We start from the raw sequence: 17,528 nt of genomic DNA on the forward strand, positions 1-17,528 counted from the left end.
TCCTTGTACAAAACGGCTTAACGTTACTTTGCACAATCAGCATTGTGGCAATAGTGCAAAAGGTGCTGAAACGGTAAAGTTATAATGTGACGAAGATCGATAATCCATGGGCAGTCACCTTCTGGTCGTTGTTGTTATCACGCCTTGAATTTACAGTGTCCCAAAGATTTATTCTGACTTTAGCGGAGCAGTAGAAGAATGACAAAGTATGCTTTGGTAGGTGATGTAGGCGGCACCAACGCGCGCCTTGCCCTGTGCGATGTGAACAGCGGTGCAATTTCTCAGGCGAAAACCTATTCAGGGCTGGATTACCCAAGCCTGGAAGCGGTGGTTCGCGTCTATCTGGAAGAGCATAAAGTGAGCGTTGAAGACGGTTGTATCGCTATTGCCTGTCCGATCACCGGCGATTGGGTGGCGATGACCAACCACACGTGGGCCTTCTCAATTGCCGAAATGCGGAAAAACCTCGGCTTCTCGCACCTTGAAATTATCAACGACTTCACTGCGGTTTCCATGGCTATCCCAATGCTTAAACCAGAGCATCTGATTCAGTTCGGCGGTACGGCCCCGGTTGAAGGCAAACCGATTGCCGTTTACGGCGCAGGCACCGGCCTGGGGGTGGCGCACCTGGTCCACGTCGACAAACGCTGGGTCAGCCTGCCGGGCGAGGGCGGTCACGTGGATTTTGCGCCGAACAGCGAAGAAGAGGGCATTATTCTTGAGGAGCTACGCGCTGAGATTGGGCACGTGTCGGCCGAGCGGGTGCTTTCTGGTCCGGGCCTGGTGAACCTGTATCGGGCGATTGTAAAATCAGACGGTCGTCTGCCGGAAAATCTGCAACCTAAAGATGTGACCGAACGCGCGCTGGCCGACAGCTGTATTGACTGCCGCCGTGCTTTGTCGCTGTTCTGCGTCATCATGGGGCGTTTTGGCGGCAACCTGGCGCTGAACCTTGGCACCTTTGGCGGGGTCTATATTGCGGGCGGGATCGTACCGCGCTTCCTCGATTTCTTTACCGCCTCCGGCTTCCGTGGCGGCTTCGAAGACAAAGGCCGCTTCAGGAGTTATGTCCAGGACATTCCTGTTTACCTGATTGTCCACGACAACCCAGGCTTACTGGGCTCCGGGGCGCATCTGCGTCAGGTACTGGGTCAGATCCTCTGATGCTCATTCCCCTCTCCTGCGGGAGAGGGAACGCGCTACAGGTGCATGAGCTGGCGGAACTCTTTCACCCTGCTGCGGCTTACCGGCACCTGGAAATCCAGATCCTTCAGCCGCAAAATATAGGTGTTATTAAACCAGGGTTCGATTTCGCGGATCTTGTTCAGGTTGACGCAGAACGAGCGGTGGCAGCGGAAGAAGTGAGCGGCCGGGAGTTTATTGCAGAATTCGGTGATGTTCATCGCCATTACGTAGGATTCACGCCGCGTATAGACAAACGTCATTTTTTCATGCGCTTCGGCATAGTAAATATCGTCGACAGGCGTGACGATGATCCGTTCGTCCTTCACCAGATTAATCGTGTCGTTTTCCCGCGCTACCGGGCTGGCACTGGCGGGTAATGCTTGCTGCTGCCACGCGGCTTCCAGCTTATGCAGCATGCTGATAATACGCGACTCCTGGTACGGCTTCAGAATATAGTCAAACGCCTCAAGCTCGAAGGCTTCCACGGCATGCTCTTTCCACGCGGTGACAAACACAATAAACGGCTTGTGGGCGAACTGATTGATATTTTGCGCCAGCAGGACGCCGTCCAGCGACGGAATATTAATATCGAGGAATATCGCGTCGACCCGGTTATGCTGTAAAAATTTCAGCACGTCCAGACCATCCTCAAAACAGCCAACAATCTCCATCTGGCTGTGGGTTTTGATAAGCCAGCTCAACTCCTGTTGAGCCAGAAATTCATCTTCTACGATGATGACTTTCATCTGTTACTCCGGCCTACGGCAACAAGGATATCGGGGCATTCACGGGCGTTCGCTCATTCGGAACATAAAAGGCAATTTCGGTGCCCGGCTCAAGACGGTGAATATGCAGCCCGTCACCGTACAGCAGTTTGACCCGGTGATGCACATTCAGCAGTCCGATCTTGTTGCCCGGCATTTCGTTTGATTTGACGCGCTCGATGACTTTCGGATCGATGCCGTGCCCGGTATCGCGCACGGCGATGCGCACGCGGTTACCGCTTTCCGTCACGCTAATCGTTACTACGCCTTTGCCTTTACACGGCTGAATACCGTGAACAATGGCGTTTTCCACCAGAGGCTGGATCAGCAGGCTTGGGATCACGCAGCTGACCTCTTCATCAATATCGTAAATGACCGTGAGCTTATCGCCAAAGCGTGCCTGCTCGATGGCGATGTAATCCTTGATTTGATACAGCTCTTTTTTGATGTCGATCTGCTCGTCGTCATTTAGCTCAATGTTGTAGCGCAGATAGCGCGACAGATTAAATATCAGCTGCCGCGCGGTATCCGGATTCAGACGGATGGAAGAGGAGATAGCGTTCAGCGCGTTAAACAGGAAATGGGGATTGATCTTGCTTTGCAGGGCGCGCAGCTCTGCCTTATTTGCCATCTCGCGCAGCTGCTCTGCACGCGAAACCTCAAGTTGAGTGGAGATAATCTGCGACAGGCCAATCGCCATCTCCTGGAGCGAAGAGGTGATTTGGTGCGCATGGCAGTAGTAAATTTTCAGCGTCCCCGTGACCACGCCTTTTTCCCACAGCGGGATCACCAGCATTGAGTGGATCTCTGGCGTCCGGTGGGCTTCATCATTGTTTTTAATGATGATTTTTCCGTAGTTAATCGCCTGTCTGGTGGTCGGGCTGATGGTATCGTCGCTGTCGCGATAATTGTGCTCCCCGACGCCAACGTAAGCCAGCACGTGGTCAATATTGGTGATGGCGACCGCATCGGCGTGAATATCACGGCGGATGATATCGCAAACCTGACGTAAAGATTCGGCGTTAACGTGTCGGAAAAGCGGCAGCGTCTTGTTGGCGATATCCAGCGCCAGCTTGGCCTGACGCGCGGCGCTGGCCTCTTTTTCGCCCTCCACGCTTTGCACCAGCAGCACGATAAAACCGATACAGACGCTCCCGAGGATCATAGGAATACCGATCTTCGAGACGATATCCAGCCCCAGCGCAACGGTTGGCGCCCAGACGATGACCAGGATCATGGTCAGCGTTTCGCAGACCATCCCCGCGATAATCCCCGCACGCCAGTGCTGCTTTTTCGGGATTTTGCGGTTAATCCAGCCCGAGAGCAGCCCGGCAATAATGCTGGTGATAAAGCAGGGGACGGCCGTCACGCCGCCAATATCAATCAGGTATCGATGGGTGCCGGCGATGATGCCTGTGATAATCCCAACCCAGGGACCAAAGAGGATCCCGCCCGACATGACGGCGATGATGCGCACGTTCACCAGCGAGCCTTCTACCGGCACCCCGGACCAGGTGCTGAACAGGGCAAACATCGAAAAGATAAACGTGACGGCCAGCAGCTCTTTTGGCGAATGGGCAGATTTATGCAACAGTTCGCGGAACAAGCGGATGCGGATAAGGAAAAAGAGACAGATCAGCATTAATGCCGCGCGGTCGAACACCGCCAGGAGCATATTGAAGATTTCGTGCACGGTCAGGCCTGGGAAAACGGGAAAAATCTATGATAGAAAACATAGGGCCTGATGACCAGCTATCCATCAGATTTATCAAATGGGGAAAAACCATAATTCTCAAAGGGGATTGCTGGCTTTTGACTGAAAGCCGGTGCTTTTCCGTTTGGGGAGAAACGTCAGGTAACGATACTGAAAATATTGTGTTAAATCGTAGCGCTTAAAACTGCCTGTTCACGATAAGAGTTCCGCTTTTCACTGCAATCGCATTCCCGTTTTAGCGCAAAATATTGTTTTGCCGTTATCCTCTCGACAGCGTCTTTTTCTTCAGGTTATTTTCTAAGCACGCCACACGGGTGGCAGCGTCGCTCGGACGGTCCGGGCGCTAACGTGACTCTGAGGAATCTATGGCTGAATTCAGTCCTGAACGCCGTTTTACGCGTATCGATCGTCTCCCCCCTTATGTTTTCAATATCACTGCTGAACTGAAAATGGCTGCGCGTCGGCGCGGCGAAGACATTATCGATTTCAGTATGGGTAACCCTGACGGCCCAACGCCGCCGCATATCGTTGAGAAACTCTGCACGGTTGCGCAGCGTCCTGATACCCATGGGTATTCCACCTCACGCGGCATTCCACGCTTACGTCGGGCGATCTCCCGCTGGTATCAGGATCGTTATCAGGTCGATATCGATCCTGAAAGTGAAGCGATTGTGACCATTGGCTCCAAAGAGGGGCTGGCCCACCTGATGCTGGCGACGCTGGATCACGGCGATACCGTACTGGTGCCGAATCCGAGCTACCCCATTCACATCTATGGGGCGGTGATTGCCGGCGCGCAGGTGCGTTCTGTCCCGCTGGTGGAAGGCGTCGACTTCTTTAACGAGCTGGAACGGGCGATTCGTGAAAGCTATCCGAAGCCGAAAATGATGATCCTCGGTTTCCCGTCAAACCCAACAGCACAATGCGTTGAACTCGAATTCTTCGAGAAAGTGGTCGCGCTGGCTAAGCGTTACGACGTGCTGGTGGTACACGATCTTGCCTACGCCGATATCGTTTATGATGGCTGGAAAGCGCCGTCAATTATGCAGGTACCGGGTGCCCGCGATGTGGCGGTTGAGTTTTTCACCCTGTCGAAAAGCTACAACATGGCGGGCTGGCGAATTGGTTTTATGGTGGGAAACAAAACGCTGGTGAGCGCCCTGGCGCGTATTAAAAGCTACCATGACTATGGCACCTTCACGCCGTTACAGGTCGCGGCCATCGCGGCGCTGGAAGGGGATCAGCATTGCGTGCTCGATATTGCCGCTCAGTACAAACGCCGTCGTGATGTGCTGGTAAAAGGGCTTCATGAAGCAGGCTGGATGGTGGAAATGCCTAAAGCCTCTATGTACGTCTGGGCGAAAATCCCTGAGCCGTATGCGGCGATGGGTTCTCTGGAATTTGCCAAAAAACTGCTTCAGGACGCGAAGGTTTGCGTCTCTCCAGGCATTGGCTTTGGTGACTACGGTGACACGCACGTGCGTTTCGCGCTGATTGAAAACAGCGACCGTATCCGTCAGGCAGTGCGGGGCATTAAAAGCATGTTCCGCGCGGATGGCCTGCTTGCAGCGAAGAGCGTTGCGGAACAACCCGAGTCGTAACGGACACCAAAAAAAACAGGCGCCAACGGCGCCTGTTTTTTTGACTGCATTTTCTTAACTAGATCATCAGAGCAAACGTTCCGGCCCAAACTAAAACAATAACCGAAATGCCCATAAAGAAATATTTCACGTTTCATCGCTCCGCGTATCTTCCGGTACGCATTAAAAAAACAGAGTCCAACTGAGTATAGAGAGTTGAAATCATGCGAAAGGGGAAATCGGAATTATCCCGTGACGTCGCTAACTTCAGCTCTGAATTCTGTGCTTTCCTGTCGCCAGACGGCGCTAATGTACGCCTAAATTTCAGGAGTGACAAGAGGCATTTTTTTAAATAATTTCCGACACTTACGAGTGTCGTGGAACGGCGACAGTTTGATTTCGGTACGCAATAAATGCCTGTTGAGCGACGGTCGAAAAAGCCGTTACGCACTGCGATTACAGGTGTTTGAAAAGGCTAGTTTCTTAGCGAAACTAACCTTCGACAGGGGTCAGATATAGAGCGAGGCTTCGCCCAGGGGGCGGGTTTTAAAGCGGCGGTGCATCCACAGATACTGCTCAGGCGCACGCATAATCTCAAACTCAATCACCTTATTGATAAAGGTCGCGGCTTCACTCTCATCTTCTGGATAGTTCGCCATCTCTGGGGAGATATGCAGACGATAGCCTGACTTATCCGCTTTTCTGACCATGGTCACCGTCAACATCGCGGCGCCTGAGAGACGTGAAATCACAAAGGTACCGTTCGTCGTAGCGACATCTTTAACCGCAAAGAAAGGGGCAAAGCTGCTGCCTTTAGGACCGTAGTCCTGGTCCGGGGCAAACCAGACGGCTTCCCCTTTTTTCAGGGCGCCAACCATACCGCGCAGATTGTTACGGCTGATCATCGCCTTATTTGAACGCATGCGGCCCCGCGTTTGTACCCATTCCATCAGCGCGCTGTTATGCGGGCGATAGGTTGCCATCATCGGCTGACAAAGACCCATAACGCGGCCGCCCAGCTCAAGCGACATAAAATGCACACCCACAACCATCACGCCGCGGTTTTGCATCTGGGCACGTTTCAGGTTATCCAGGCCTTCCACGTCAAACCATTTACGGACACGCTCGTCTGGCCAGAACCAGGCCATACCGGTTTCAAGCAGCGCCATACCGATAGATTTAAAGTTTTCCGCAATCAGCGTTTCGCGCTGCTGGGCATTGTAATGCGGAAAGCAAAGTTCGAGATTTTTTCGGGCAATGGACTCACGACGCTTAAGGAAGTGACGCGATGCGCTACCGAGCTTAGAACCCAGGAAACGGATCACGGGATAAGGAAGTTGAACCAGCAGCCAAAGCACGCCAAGGCCGAACCATGTAAACCAGTAGCGCGGGTGCAGAAACGCCCGCTGAAATTTGGATTGAGACAAAATAGTGGAACCTATGTGAAGCCTGTGAAGGTAGCGCAGACTTCGCGATACCACGTGCCATTGAGACCGTAGGACGAGGTCATGGTTGCAGGCTTTACCGTTCTTTACGACGTTGCCTGGCCATTGCTGACTTGGGTGGGCGGCATAATGTAGCACCGTTATACATTATGAGCCATCACTCGTTTTTGTTTAAAAAAGCGGCAATTGCGGAGTGGTTTGATTTTGCTATTGTTTAATCTGCGTTCCCGCATGTCTCCTGAAGGTGCAGACCATGGAAACCTACCTGCAAACGGTGAAAGAAGAGTGGGTGAAGCTGATTAATGAAACCGATCCCGATGTGCATCGGCTTGCGACTGAGCTTGCCAGAGACAACGCAACTCCCCTGGTCGCTGAATTCTATCGTGTTGTGCTGGCAGATCCATCGGCAGCTGAATTCCTGACAACCGAACAGGTGGAGAGGCAGCTTCAGGAGGCGCTTCGTCGCTGGCTTATTGATGTGCTCTCATGCCGTGTGGAGCAGGTTGAAGAGCAGATGCGGGCGCAGCAGCGCGCTGCGGATGTTCATGCCCGTATTGGTATTTCGGTTGATTTAGTTGAAATGGGCTTCCGTGTTCTGAAAAAGCTGCTGTTACCTGTCATTACTACCAGCGCCCATTCGCCTGAGGTGAAGCTGCATATTTATCACTACGCGATAAACAGTATCGATCTGGCCATGGAAGTGATGTCGCGGGCCTATGTATTTAGCGAGAACAATGCGGCGAAAGAGGACGAAAATTATCGCATCTTTTCCTTAATGGAGAACGCAGAAGAGGAGAAGGAGAGACAGACCGCGGCGCTGCTGTCATGGGAAATGGTGCTTCTGTATAAGATCACGCTTAATTCCAGTATCGGCAACAGTCTGCCGCTGGGGCAGTCTGAATTTGGACTGTGGTTTAGCCATAAAGGTCGGCACTACTTCAGCGGGATCGCTGAGGCCGGTCATATCTCTCGTCTGATTCAGGAATTCGATGACCTTTTTAACGAGGTCCGTCTTGCAGGGCAGGGTCTGAGTGATAAAGCGCAGCGGGATAAATTCTTGCAGCGAATGCGTAATACCCTCTCGCAAATCATCACGCTTTTGCGCGAACTGTTTGACGAAGTGTCGCGACACGAGGTGGGGGTTGATGTCCTGACCCGCCTGTTGAATCGCCGTTTCCTGCCAACCATCTTCAAACGCGAAATCCTGCACGCCACCCGGGCGGGAACAAAGCTCTCGACGCTGCTGATTGACGTCGACAAATTTAAACAAATCAACGATACCTGGGGGCACAATACCGGGGACGAGATCCTGCGAAAAGTCTCCGGCGCGTTCTACGACAACGTGCGAACCTGTGATTACGTTTTTCGCTACGGCGGCGATGAATTTCTGATTGTGCTAACGGAAATCTCAGAGGTGGACGCGCTGCGAATTGCCGAGCGTATCCGTAGGCGGGTGGAAAAAATCAAGGTTAACTCCCCAACCGGCGATATTATCCCGCTCTCCCTCTCGATAGGCGTTGCGATGTTCAACGGGCATCCCGATTACGAGCGATTGATTCAGGCGGCGGATGAAGCCTTATACGGCGCGAAACGGCGTGGCCGAAACTGCGTGGAGCTTTGGAAGGGGGCGTAAGGAAAGACAGAAGTGTCCCCTGCAGGAATCGAACCTGCAACTAGCCCTTAGGAGGGGCTCGTTATATCCATTTAACTAAGGGGACGAAGCGGCAAGAGTATAGCGTTATTTACACTTTTCGTTAAGCGCATTGCCGCCTGACTGGTCAAAGAGTCACCGTTCACGCCGATTTTTCGGCAGTTTTATCCTTTTTTTCCTGAGCCTTAAGCTCGGCCTTACGCTTGTTGGACATGTCGTTACGGATTTGCGCATGGCTCAGCAGCGCAAAGATAAAGGTCCCGCCACAAATGTTGCCTGCGAGGGTTGGCAGGGCGAACGGCCAGAAAAAGTCGCTCCAGTGGAGTGTGCCGTTAAATACCAGATAAAGGATCTCCACGGTTCCGACAACAATGTGCGTGGTATCGGCGAGTGCGATAAGCCAGGTCATCAGGATAATCACCACGATTTTCGCGCTACCCGCTGACGGGAACATCCAGACCATAGTGGCGATGATCCAGCCGGAAATTATGGCATTAGAGAACATTTCAACCGGCGTGTTTTTCATCACATCCATGCCAATTTTCACAAATGCGTCGCGGGTCGGTTCATCAAATATTGGCATATACTCGAATGCCCAGGCGGCTATGCCCGTACCGATCAGGTTCCCCAGCAGCACGACGCTCCACAGGCGCATCAGTAAACCGAAATTACTGAGGGTCGGATTTTGCATGACGGGCAGTACGGCAGTGACGGTATTCTCCGTAAAAAGCTGCTGTCGCGCCATAATGACGATAATAAAGCCGAACGTGTAGCCTAAATTTTCCAGCAAAAACCCGCCCGGTACGCCTTCCAGCTGAACGTGAAATATCCCTTTGGCGAGCAGAGAGGCACCCATCGACAGACCGGCTGCAATAGCTGACCACAGCAGGGCCATCGCGTCGCGCTCCATCTCTTTTTCCCCGTCCTGGCGAATATGCTCATGAATAGCCATGGCGCGCGACGGCAGGCGATCTTCATCGACTTCTATCTCTTCTCCCCGTTCTTTCTCCTCGCTTTCAATCTCATGTTCCTCTTTGCTTTCACCAATTTTCTCTTCGCTAATGTCTTTCATAACAGCTCCTTCGGGGTAATTGCTCATTTAAGCGTAGCGGCTTTTAGCGCTTTCCCCGTGGGGATGCTCTTAAATTGCTGAAAATGGCAATAAAGGTGAGACATCTCTTTCAAAGCCAATATAAAATTGCCAGCGAAACGAATTCCGAAAGACAGGCTATGCTGAAATTAGCGTGATGACGCGAGCGGGTCGTCATTGTCCTCGTAGACATCGGTAAGCGTGCTGTTACAATCACTTGCACGTTTCAGGCGGAGCATCTCAGGCTCCGTCACAGATGGCATTCAACGATAGCCATATTGAACAGGGAGAAATTTATGAAGCTTCGGCTGTCGGCGCTTGCGCTGGGCGTAACAATGCTTGTGGGCTGCGCCAGCTCTGGCGAGCAAACGGGACGCTCCGATCCTCTCGAAGGATTTAACCGTTCAATGTACAGCTTTAACTATAATGTGCTGGATCCATATCTGGTTCGCCCGGTTGCCGTGGCATGGCGTGACTATGTTCCGCAGCCGGCGCGTAACGGGCTGAGCAACTTTACCAGTAACCTGGAAGAGCCAGCGGTTATGGTCAACTACTTCCTTCAGGGCGACCCGTATCAGGGGATGGTGCATTTCACCCGCTTCTTCCTGAACTCCCTGCTGGGTATGGGCGGCTTAATTGATGTCGCAGGCATGGCGAACCCGAAATTACAGCGTGAACAGCCGCACCGTTTCGGCAGCACGCTGGGTCATTATGGCGTAGGTTATGGTCCGTATGTGCACCTGCCATTCTACGGCAGCTTTACCGTGCGTGATGATGGCGGCGACATGGTGGATACGCTGTATCCTGTACTGTCATGGCTCACCTGGCCGCTGTCGATTGGTAAATGGACCGTGGAAGGAATTGAAACGCGTGCGCAACTGCTGGATTCTGATGGTCTGCTGCGTCAGTCTTCCGATCCGTACATCATGGTCCGCGAGGCCTACTTCCAGAACCATGACTTTATTGCCAACGGCGGTAAGCTGAAGCCGGAAGATAATCCGAACGCGAAAGCCATCGAGAACGAATTAAAAGATATCGATTCGGAATAAATAAAAAAGGTGAGCAATGCTCACCTTTTTTAATCGTGTTGGGATTAGAACGCGTAGTTGAAGTTGGTACCAAACAGCCAGGCTTTACCTTCAGAGGTAAACTCGTACGGGCCTTCCTGGAAGGTCACCTTCTGGCCATGCATGTACGACACGCCCGCGTCGATAGAGGCATTCTCGTTGAACGCGTAGGTTGCCCCCGCACTCACCCAGAAACGGTCCTGATCCGGAATGGAGATAGAACGTTTATCGGCCGGTACCGGGCTGTCATCAAATGCCACGCCGGTACGGAACGTCCAGTTATCATCCATATAATAGGTCGTACCAAGCGCGATACGGTAAGCATCGTGGAAGCTTTCGTCTTTATAGAACAGCGTCTGGCCGTTGCTGCCGGTGGCTTTAAGCTCCTCGAACTGGCTCCAGCTGGTATACGCGAGGCTGTAGTGAATTGCCCACTGCGGCGCAACGCGGTTATAACCTGACACTTCCCACATTTCTGGCAGATGCAGCGACAGTGAACCCGGTACGGTTTGATTCGAGGTACCCCATGGAATGGTGGTGCCCGCGCCTGGGACCATACCGTTGACTGGGCTCAGGATGCCGCTTTTGTAATCGCCATCGAAATCAATTTTCACTTCTGAGCGATAGGTCAGACCCCAGCGGTTGTTTTTATCCAGTTCATACAGGATACCGGCGTTCCAGCCGTAACCCCATTCATCACCTTTCAGGCTGGCAATTTTATTGCTGTTTTTCGGCAGTGCAGCAGTTTGCTCCCCGGAGTAACGCTCGATTTTTGCATCGGCGTAGACAGCATCAAAGCCCAGACCAAAGCTCCAGTTATCGTTCAGACGATATGCGCCGCTCAGGTTGAGGTTCAGGGTCGTCAGGTCGGTTTTACCGCCGTATTCCCCGGCCGGATAGTTGTTATTGAACTCCGTTGCCAGGCCATAGTTAGAGGTGACAGAGGCACCCCAACCAAACTGTTCATTGATTGGCGCAACAAAATGCAGGTTAGGCACCCACGCGGTCGGCGCAATGTTATCCGCCTTCAGATCTGCGCCGGTGAACTGAGATTTGCCAGAAATATTGACATCAGGATCGATGTAAACCGCACCGGCAGAGAAGGTAGGGCGATCAAACATCATGATCAGTGCCGGGTTACGACTCGCGTTGCCTGCGTCATCGGCAATCGCACCTTCCCCGGAATACGCACGGCCAAGGCCAGAGGAAGAAAATTCGTTTAACTGGAAGCCCGCTGACCAGGCGGACGTTGAGACGATTGCCACTGCAACTGCTAAAGCAGTTTGTTTGAACAGGGTTTTCTGGCTCATGACCATAACCTCATTGAGTTATTTTTATTCAATAATTGTTACATACCGTAACAGGAGCGCGAAGTGTAGGGTCTGAGGTATGACTTACAAATCAGACCAGTGGCGAGAGTATAGGTCTGACCAGCTGGGATGTTGCAAGTTTGTTTATTAATATTTTCAGATATGTTTCTTGAAACGAGATCTGGTTGGCAAAATTGTGACCAGTGCGATTCCTCTGAAAAGGGGAATTTTGTTTTAGATCATTTTTTAGTGTGATATTGCTCACTTATCCGATTTTGCGCCATTAACGGCTGGAGGGGGCTCGTCCGGGGGCGTAAAATAGACGCATCGTGTTTATCTCGCGCCCTGCGCGAATACAGAGGAAATTGAGCTATGAGTAAATGCAGTGCTGATGAAACCCCGGTTTGCTGCTGTATGGATGTTGGCACCATTATGGACAACACCGATTGCACCGCCTCTTACAGCCGCGTATTCCCTAACCGCGCTGAAGCGGAAGAGACGCTGGCCGCGCTGAGCCAGCGCGCGCGTGAAGTCGAATCCGATCCGTGTGAAATCAAATCCACCTTCACGGAAGTGGAAGGCGGCGTGAGGCTGGATATCGACTTTGTGTTCGCCTGCGAAGCAGAAACGCTGATCTTCCAGCTGGGCCTGCGTTAATACTTTTTGCACGGGCCTATGATCGTGTAGGCCGGGTAAGGCAACGCCGCAACCCGGCAACAAATCTCACAAATGCCTCTGCCATGCAGGGGCATTTTCTTTTTCTTCTCTGTGCCTTAGCTCGCAATTTTTCGCTTCCCCGATTGGCTCAATGTAAAAAAATAGTTAAGACTATTATCAGGTCAGACCACTTAATGTGTGCGCAAAATTTTTTTACAGGGGAGTGTTATGAGTCAGGCATTACCGCTTATCACCCGACACGGTGACCGCATTGCCATTGTCAGCGGGTTACGTACGCCGTTTGCGCGTCAGGCAACCGCGTTTCACGGTATACCGGCTGTCGATCTGGGAAAAATGGTGGTGGGGGAGATGCTGGCTCGCAGCGAGATCCCGCCAGAGGTTATTGAGCAACTGGTTTTCGGCCAGGTGGTGCAAATGCCGGAAGCGCCCAATATCGCACGTGAAATCGTGCTGGGCACCGGCATGAATGTTCACACCGACGCATACAGCGTCAGCCGCGCCTGCGCCACCAGTTTCCAGGCGGTGGCGAACGTGGCGGAAAGCCTGATGGCGGGGACCATTCGCGCGGGGATCGCCGGCGGCGCGGATTCCTCATCCGTGCTGCCCATCGGTGTTAGCAAACAGCTGGCCCGCATCCTCGTGGATGCCAACAAAGCCCGGACCACCGGTGCGAAGCTCAAACTCTTCTCGCGTTTACGTCTGCGCGACCTCATGCCCGTGCCACCTGCCGTTGCTGAATACTCCACCGGCCTGCGTATGGGCGACACTGCCGAGCAGATGGCAAAAACCTACGGTATTACCCGCGAACAGCAGGATGCACTGGCGCATCGCTCGCATCAGCTCGCTGCGAAGGCGTGGTCGGAAGGCAAACTTGCCGACGAGGTGATGACGGCTTACATCCCGCCTTTCCGCGAACCGCTGGTGGAAGATAACAATATCCGTGGCACCTCGACGCTGGAGGATTACGCAAAACTGCGCCCGGCGTTTGATCGTAAACATGGCACCGTTACGGCGGCCAACAGTACGCCACTGACGGACGGTGCCGCCGCCGTGATCCTGATGACGGAATCCCGGGCGAAAGAGCTTGGCATAACACCGCTGGGCTATTTGCGTAGCTACGCCTTTACCGCCATTGATGTCTGGCAGGACATGCTGCTCGGTCCGGCCTGGTCCACGCCGCTGGCGCTGGAGCGTGCGGGGTTGACGCTGGCTGACTTAACCCTGATCGATATGCACGAAGCCTTTGCCGCACAAACCCTGGCAAACATTCAGCTGCTGGCAAGCGAGCGCTTCGCGCGCGATGTACTGGGCCGCGCCCACGCGACCGGCGAAGTGGATCAGAGTAAGTTTAACGTGCTTGGCGGATCCATCGCCTACGGCCATCCATTTGCGGCGACCGGCGCGAGAATGATAACTCAGACTTTGCACGAGCTGCGTCGCCGCGGCGGCGGTTTTGGTCTCGTTACCGCCTGTGCGGCGGGTGGCCTGGGTGCAGCAATGGTTCTGGAGGCTGAATAATGGAAACGACATCTGCATTTAATCTGGCTGTTCGCCTTGATAACGTGGCTGTTATCACCATTGATGTACCCGACGAAAAGATGAACACCCTGAAGGCCGAGTTCGGCGTTCAGGTGCGTGCGATGCTCAGACAGATCCGCGAAAACAAAGCGATACGTGGCCTGGTATTTATCTCGGCAAAGCCGGATAACTTTATTGCCGGGGCCGATATCAACATGATTGCCCGGGCGAAAAGCGCTCAGGAAGCAGAAGACCTGGCGCGTCAGGGGCAGCAGGTAATGGCGGAGATCCATGCGCTGTCGATACCCGTTGTCGCTGCGATCCACGGGGCCTGCCTGGGCGGTGGGCTTGAGCTGGCGCTGGCCTGTCACAGCCGCATTTGTACCGACGATGCGAAAACCGTACTCGGACTGCCGGAGGTACAGCTTGGATTGCTGCCCGGTTCAGGTGGCACGCAGCGCCTGCCGCGTCTGGTGGGCGTCAGTACGGCGCTGGAGATGATTTTAACCGGTAAACAGCTGCGCGCCCGTCAGGCGTTAAAGGCGGGTCTGGTTGATGAGGTCGTTCCGCACGCCATCTTGCTTGAGGCCGCCGTTGAGCGGGCGCTGAAAGGTCGTCAGGCGAAACGCCCTCTGCCGGTGCGCGAGCGTATCCTCGCCGGGCCGCTGGGGCGTACGCTGCTGTTCAATATGGTGGGTAAAAAAACCGAGCAAAAAACCAAAGGGAACTATCCGGCAGCGACGCGCATTCTGAAGGTGATTGAAACCGGTTTATCGCAGGGCAGCAGCAGCGGTTATGCTGCGGAAGCGAAAGCCTTTGGCGAGCTGGCGATGACGCCGCAATCGCAGGCGCTGCGCGGCATTTTCTTTGCCAGCACGGAGGTTAAAAAAGATCCGGGCAGTGAAGCTGAACCGGCTCCGCTGCGCGCCGTTGGCGTTCTGGGTGGTGGGCTGATGGGCGGCGGCATCGCATTTGTCACCGCCAGCAAAGGCAAATTGCCCGTACGTATCAAAGATATCAACCCAAAGGGTATCAACCACGCGTTGCAGTACAGCTGGCAGAACCTTGATCGCAAAGTGAAGCGCCGCCATATCAAGGCCAGTGAGCGTGATAAAACCCTCGCGATGATCACTGGCGCCACCGACTACAGTGGGTTTGCACACCGCGATCTGGTGATTGAAGCCGTGTTCGAAGATCTCGCCCTTAAGCAGCAGATGGTGGCGGACGTTGAACAGCATTGCGCGCCGCACACTATTTTCGCGTCAAACACCTCGTCTTTGCCGATCGGCGACATCGCGGCGAAAGCCGTGCGCCCGGAGCAGGTGATAGGGCTGCACTATTTCAGCCCTGTCGAAAAAATGCCGCTGGTGGAGGTTATTCCACATGCCACAACCAGCCCGCAAACTATTGCCACCGTGGTGAAGCTGGCGAAAAAACAGGGCAAAACCCCGATTGTGATCGCGGACAAAGCCGGCTTCTACGTCAACCGCATTCTGGCGCCGTACATTAACGAAGCGATGCGGTTGCTGACGGAAGGGGAGAAAATTGAGCACGTCGATGACGCCCTGGTGAAGTTTGGCTTCCCCGTCGGCCCAATCCAACTTTTGGATGAGGTAGGAATTGATACGGGGACTAAAATTATCCCTGTGCTGGAAGCGGCTTATGGCGATCGTTTTGCGCCGCCTGCAAACTTTGTTTCTGCAATTTTGAAGGACGATCGCAAAGGCAGAAAAAATGAACGCGGTTTCTATCTTTACGCCGTGAAAGGGCGTAAAAGCAAGAAACAGGTCGACCCTTCGGTTTATGCGCTTATTCCTGTCACGGGTCAGGGAAAACTGTCGGCGGTTCAGTGTGCTGAGCGCTGCGTGATGATGATGCTCAATGAAGCGGCGCGCTGCTTTGGTGAGCAGGTGATCAAAAGCGCGCGCGACGGCGACATCGGCGCCGTGTTTGGTATCGGTTTTCCGCCATTCCTTGGCGGCCCGTTCCGGTATATGGATACCCTCGGGGCGGGTGAAGTGGTTGCGATCCTGCAACGTCTGGCCTCGCAATACGGTCCACGGTTTACACCTTGTGACGAATTATTGCAGATGGCGGAACGGGGTCAGACATTCTGGCCCGCAAGGGAAACTGATTGCGTAAACTGAAGTCAAAGAAGGGTAAATCCTGAGGTGATGGAACCTGTTCTGGCGAAATTGTAAACAGAGATTGACTATACTTACGCCATTGAGGTAAAAAACAGCGTTTCATTCACCGAATGGATCAGGCACAATGCCCGGCCATCGGGTTTTCTACCTCAGAGCATTAATCGCGGGTAGTTAACGCCGGTGATTCTGGTTAACAAAAGCGGTGCAATATGCAAGTTTTTATCATGCGTCACGGCGACGCGGCACTCGATGCCGCCAGTGACTCAGTACGTCCTTTAACCGTCTGTGGCTGCGACGAATCCCGTCAGATGGCGACATGGCTTAAAGGTCAAAAAGTGGACATTGAACGCGTTCTGGTGAGTCCGTTCCTGCGGGCAGAACAGACGCTGGATGTGGTAGGGGAGTGTATGAACCTGCCATCCAGTGTGGATGTTCTCCCTGAACTCACGCCGTGTGGCGATGTTGGCCTTGTCAGTGCTTACCTTCAGGCGCTGTGCAATGAAGGTGTCGCTTCCGCACTGGTCATTTCCCACCTGCCGCTGGTCGGCTATCTGGTATCTGAGCTGTGCCCGGGCGAAACGCCACCGATGTTCACAACGTCCGCCATTGCCAACGTCACCCTCGACGAAACCGGCAAAGGGGTCTTTAACTGGCAAATGAGTCCGTGCAACCTGAAGATGGCAAAAGCCATCTGACGTGACGTGCGATATGGCGGGGTGCAGCGTGCCTCCCGCCATCCTGTCAGGGCAATTCTGGCGGCTGCCACTCCTCCACCTCAATCAATACCAGCAATGCGGCATCTCCGCCGTACTCTTTTGGCGCCTGATGAAAAGCCATCACGTGTGGATGCTGAGCCAGCCACAGCGGTGTCTGTTGCTTAAGAATATGTTTGCCGTGGCCGTGCATCACGCAGGCGCAAAAAACATGCTCGCGACGACATGCCGCGATCAACGCCCCCAGCTCCTGTTTCGCCTGCATCTGGGTCAACCCATGCAGATCGAGGAACAGCTCCGGCGAGTAATCTCCCCGGCGTAATTTTTTCAGTTCAAAATGGCTGACGTCTTCGCGCACGTATTTCACCGCACCCTGCGTATTTAGCAGCGGCTGAAACTCATCTGAAAAATAGTGGCTGTTATCGGCCTGCTCCTGGAGCAACCGTTTGACCGGTACCTCGCTGACTTTTTTACGCTGCGGGCGATGGACAATGGTGTCGTGCGTGATTTGACGCGTCCCGGTCATCAGCTGGCGGAATAGAGCCTGATCCTCCTCGCTGAGCGATGTTTTCTTTTTCATTCGTCATTCTCATCTCGTATTTCCGATAGTGTACCCGACTAAACGCATTTTTTAACCTCAAGCGGTACGCGTCATTGCTGATTTAT

The 17,528-nt window shown here is 53.5% G+C and carries 15 protein-coding genes and 1 tRNA gene; 8 read left to right on the forward strand and 8 right to left on the reverse strand.

What is annotated here, in order from left to right:
• Positions 1–198: 198 nt before the first annotated feature.
• Positions 199–1,164, forward strand: coding sequence for a glucokinase (gene glk, locus SK58_RS08980; RefSeq protein WP_045327736.1), 966 nt, complete (start codon positions 199–201; stop codon positions 1,162–1,164).
• Positions 1,165–1,199: 35 nt separating this feature from the next.
• On the opposite strand, the gene SK58_RS08985 is transcribed toward glk, so the two are convergent.
• Both SK58_RS08985 and SK58_RS08990 read right to left on the reverse strand, forming a co-directional pair.
• Positions 1,200–1,931: a LytR/AlgR family response regulator transcription factor gene (locus SK58_RS08985; RefSeq protein ID WP_015572237.1), complete on the reverse strand. Its 732-nt coding sequence runs from the start codon at positions 1,929–1,931 to the stop codon at positions 1,200–1,202.
• A 13-nt stretch (positions 1,932–1,944) separates the two neighbouring features.
• Positions 1,945–3,642: a sensor histidine kinase gene (locus tag SK58_RS08990; RefSeq protein WP_032619300.1), complete on the reverse strand. Its 1,698-nt coding sequence runs from the start codon at positions 3,640–3,642 to the stop codon at positions 1,945–1,947.
• 386 nt (positions 3,643–4,028) lie between these two features.
• On the opposite strand from SK58_RS08990, the gene alaC reads away from it, so the two are divergent.
• Positions 4,029–5,264 carry an alanine transaminase gene (alaC, locus tag SK58_RS08995; protein ID WP_048219708.1) on the forward strand — a complete coding sequence of 412 codons (1,236 nt, stop codon included), beginning with the start codon at positions 4,029–4,031 and terminating at the stop codon, positions 5,262–5,264.
• 58 nt (positions 5,265–5,322) lie between these two features.
• On the opposite strand, the gene ypdK is transcribed toward alaC, so the two are convergent.
• Together ypdK and lpxP are read right to left on the reverse strand one after the other, a co-directional pair.
• On the reverse strand, positions 5,323–5,394 hold the full coding sequence (gene ypdK, locus SK58_RS22860; RefSeq protein ID WP_099458937.1) for a membrane protein YpdK: 72 nt from the start codon (positions 5,392–5,394) through the stop codon (positions 5,323–5,325).
• A 358-nt stretch (positions 5,395–5,752) separates the two neighbouring features.
• On the reverse strand, positions 5,753–6,673 hold the full coding sequence (gene lpxP, locus SK58_RS09005; RefSeq protein WP_086527955.1) for a kdo(2)-lipid IV(A) palmitoleoyltransferase: 921 nt from the start codon (positions 6,671–6,673) through the stop codon (positions 5,753–5,755).
• Positions 6,674–6,941: 268 nt separating this feature from the next.
• Between lpxP and SK58_RS09010 the strand changes: the two genes are divergently transcribed.
• Complete coding sequence (locus SK58_RS09010; RefSeq protein ID WP_032102748.1) at positions 6,942–8,321, forward strand: diguanylate cyclase; 1,380 nt, start codon at positions 6,942–6,944, stop codon at positions 8,319–8,321.
• Positions 8,322–8,334: 13 nt separating this feature from the next.
• On the opposite strand, the gene SK58_RS09015 is transcribed toward SK58_RS09010, so the two are convergent.
• Positions 8,335–8,406, reverse strand: a tRNA-Arg gene (locus tag SK58_RS09015).
• 75 nt (positions 8,407–8,481) lie between these two features.
• A complete protein-coding gene (locus SK58_RS09020) occupies positions 8,482–9,411 on the reverse strand; it encodes a formate/nitrite transporter family protein (RefSeq protein ID WP_048219710.1) in 930 nt (309 codons plus the stop codon).
• Between the two features lie 314 nt (positions 9,412–9,725).
• Between SK58_RS09020 and mlaA the strand changes: the two genes are divergently transcribed.
• Positions 9,726–10,478, forward strand: coding sequence for a phospholipid-binding lipoprotein MlaA (mlaA, locus tag SK58_RS09025; RefSeq protein WP_003861365.1), 753 nt, complete (start codon positions 9,726–9,728; stop codon positions 10,476–10,478).
• A gap of 44 nt (positions 10,479–10,522) precedes the next feature.
• On the opposite strand, the gene fadL is transcribed toward mlaA, so the two are convergent.
• Positions 10,523–11,806, reverse strand: a complete 1,284-nt coding sequence (gene fadL, locus SK58_RS09030) for a long-chain fatty acid transporter FadL (protein ID WP_032102746.1) — start codon at positions 11,804–11,806, stop codon at positions 10,523–10,525.
• Positions 11,807–12,178: 372 nt separating this feature from the next.
• On the opposite strand from fadL, the gene SK58_RS09035 reads away from it, so the two are divergent.
• The 4 genes from SK58_RS09035 to sixA all read left to right on the forward strand — a co-directional run bounded on the left by SK58_RS09035 (position 12,179) and on the right by sixA (position 16,844).
• The gene (locus SK58_RS09035; RefSeq protein ID WP_017383455.1) at positions 12,179–12,463 is read left to right on the forward strand and encodes a YfcZ/YiiS family protein; all 285 of its coding nucleotides are present in this window, start codon (positions 12,179–12,181) and stop codon (positions 12,461–12,463) included.
• A 228-nt stretch (positions 12,464–12,691) separates the two neighbouring features.
• Positions 12,692–14,002, forward strand: coding sequence for an acetyl-CoA C-acyltransferase FadI (gene fadI, locus SK58_RS09040; protein ID WP_017692982.1), 1,311 nt, complete (start codon positions 12,692–12,694; stop codon positions 14,000–14,002).
• Positions 14,002–16,149, forward strand: coding sequence for a fatty acid oxidation complex subunit alpha FadJ (gene fadJ, locus SK58_RS09045; protein ID WP_048219712.1), 2,148 nt, complete (start codon positions 14,002–14,004; stop codon positions 16,147–16,149). Before fadI ends, fadJ begins: the two co-directional genes overlap by 1 nt.
• Positions 16,150–16,358: 209 nt before the next feature.
• Positions 16,359–16,844: a phosphohistidine phosphatase SixA gene (gene sixA, locus SK58_RS09050; protein WP_003861375.1), complete on the forward strand. Its 486-nt coding sequence runs from the start codon at positions 16,359–16,361 to the stop codon at positions 16,842–16,844.
• Positions 16,845–16,890: 46 nt separating this feature from the next.
• Here sixA and smrB read toward each other — a convergent pair whose 3' ends face one another.
• Complete coding sequence (gene smrB / locus SK58_RS09055; RefSeq protein WP_015572246.1) at positions 16,891–17,442, reverse strand: endonuclease SmrB; 552 nt, start codon at positions 17,440–17,442, stop codon at positions 16,891–16,893.
• Positions 17,443–17,528 lie beyond the last annotated feature (86 nt).

The sequence above is a fragment of the Enterobacter sp. BIDMC93 genome (assembly GCF_001037805.1).
GTDB lineage: Bacteria > Pseudomonadota > Gammaproteobacteria > Enterobacterales > Enterobacteriaceae > Enterobacter > Enterobacter hormaechei_C.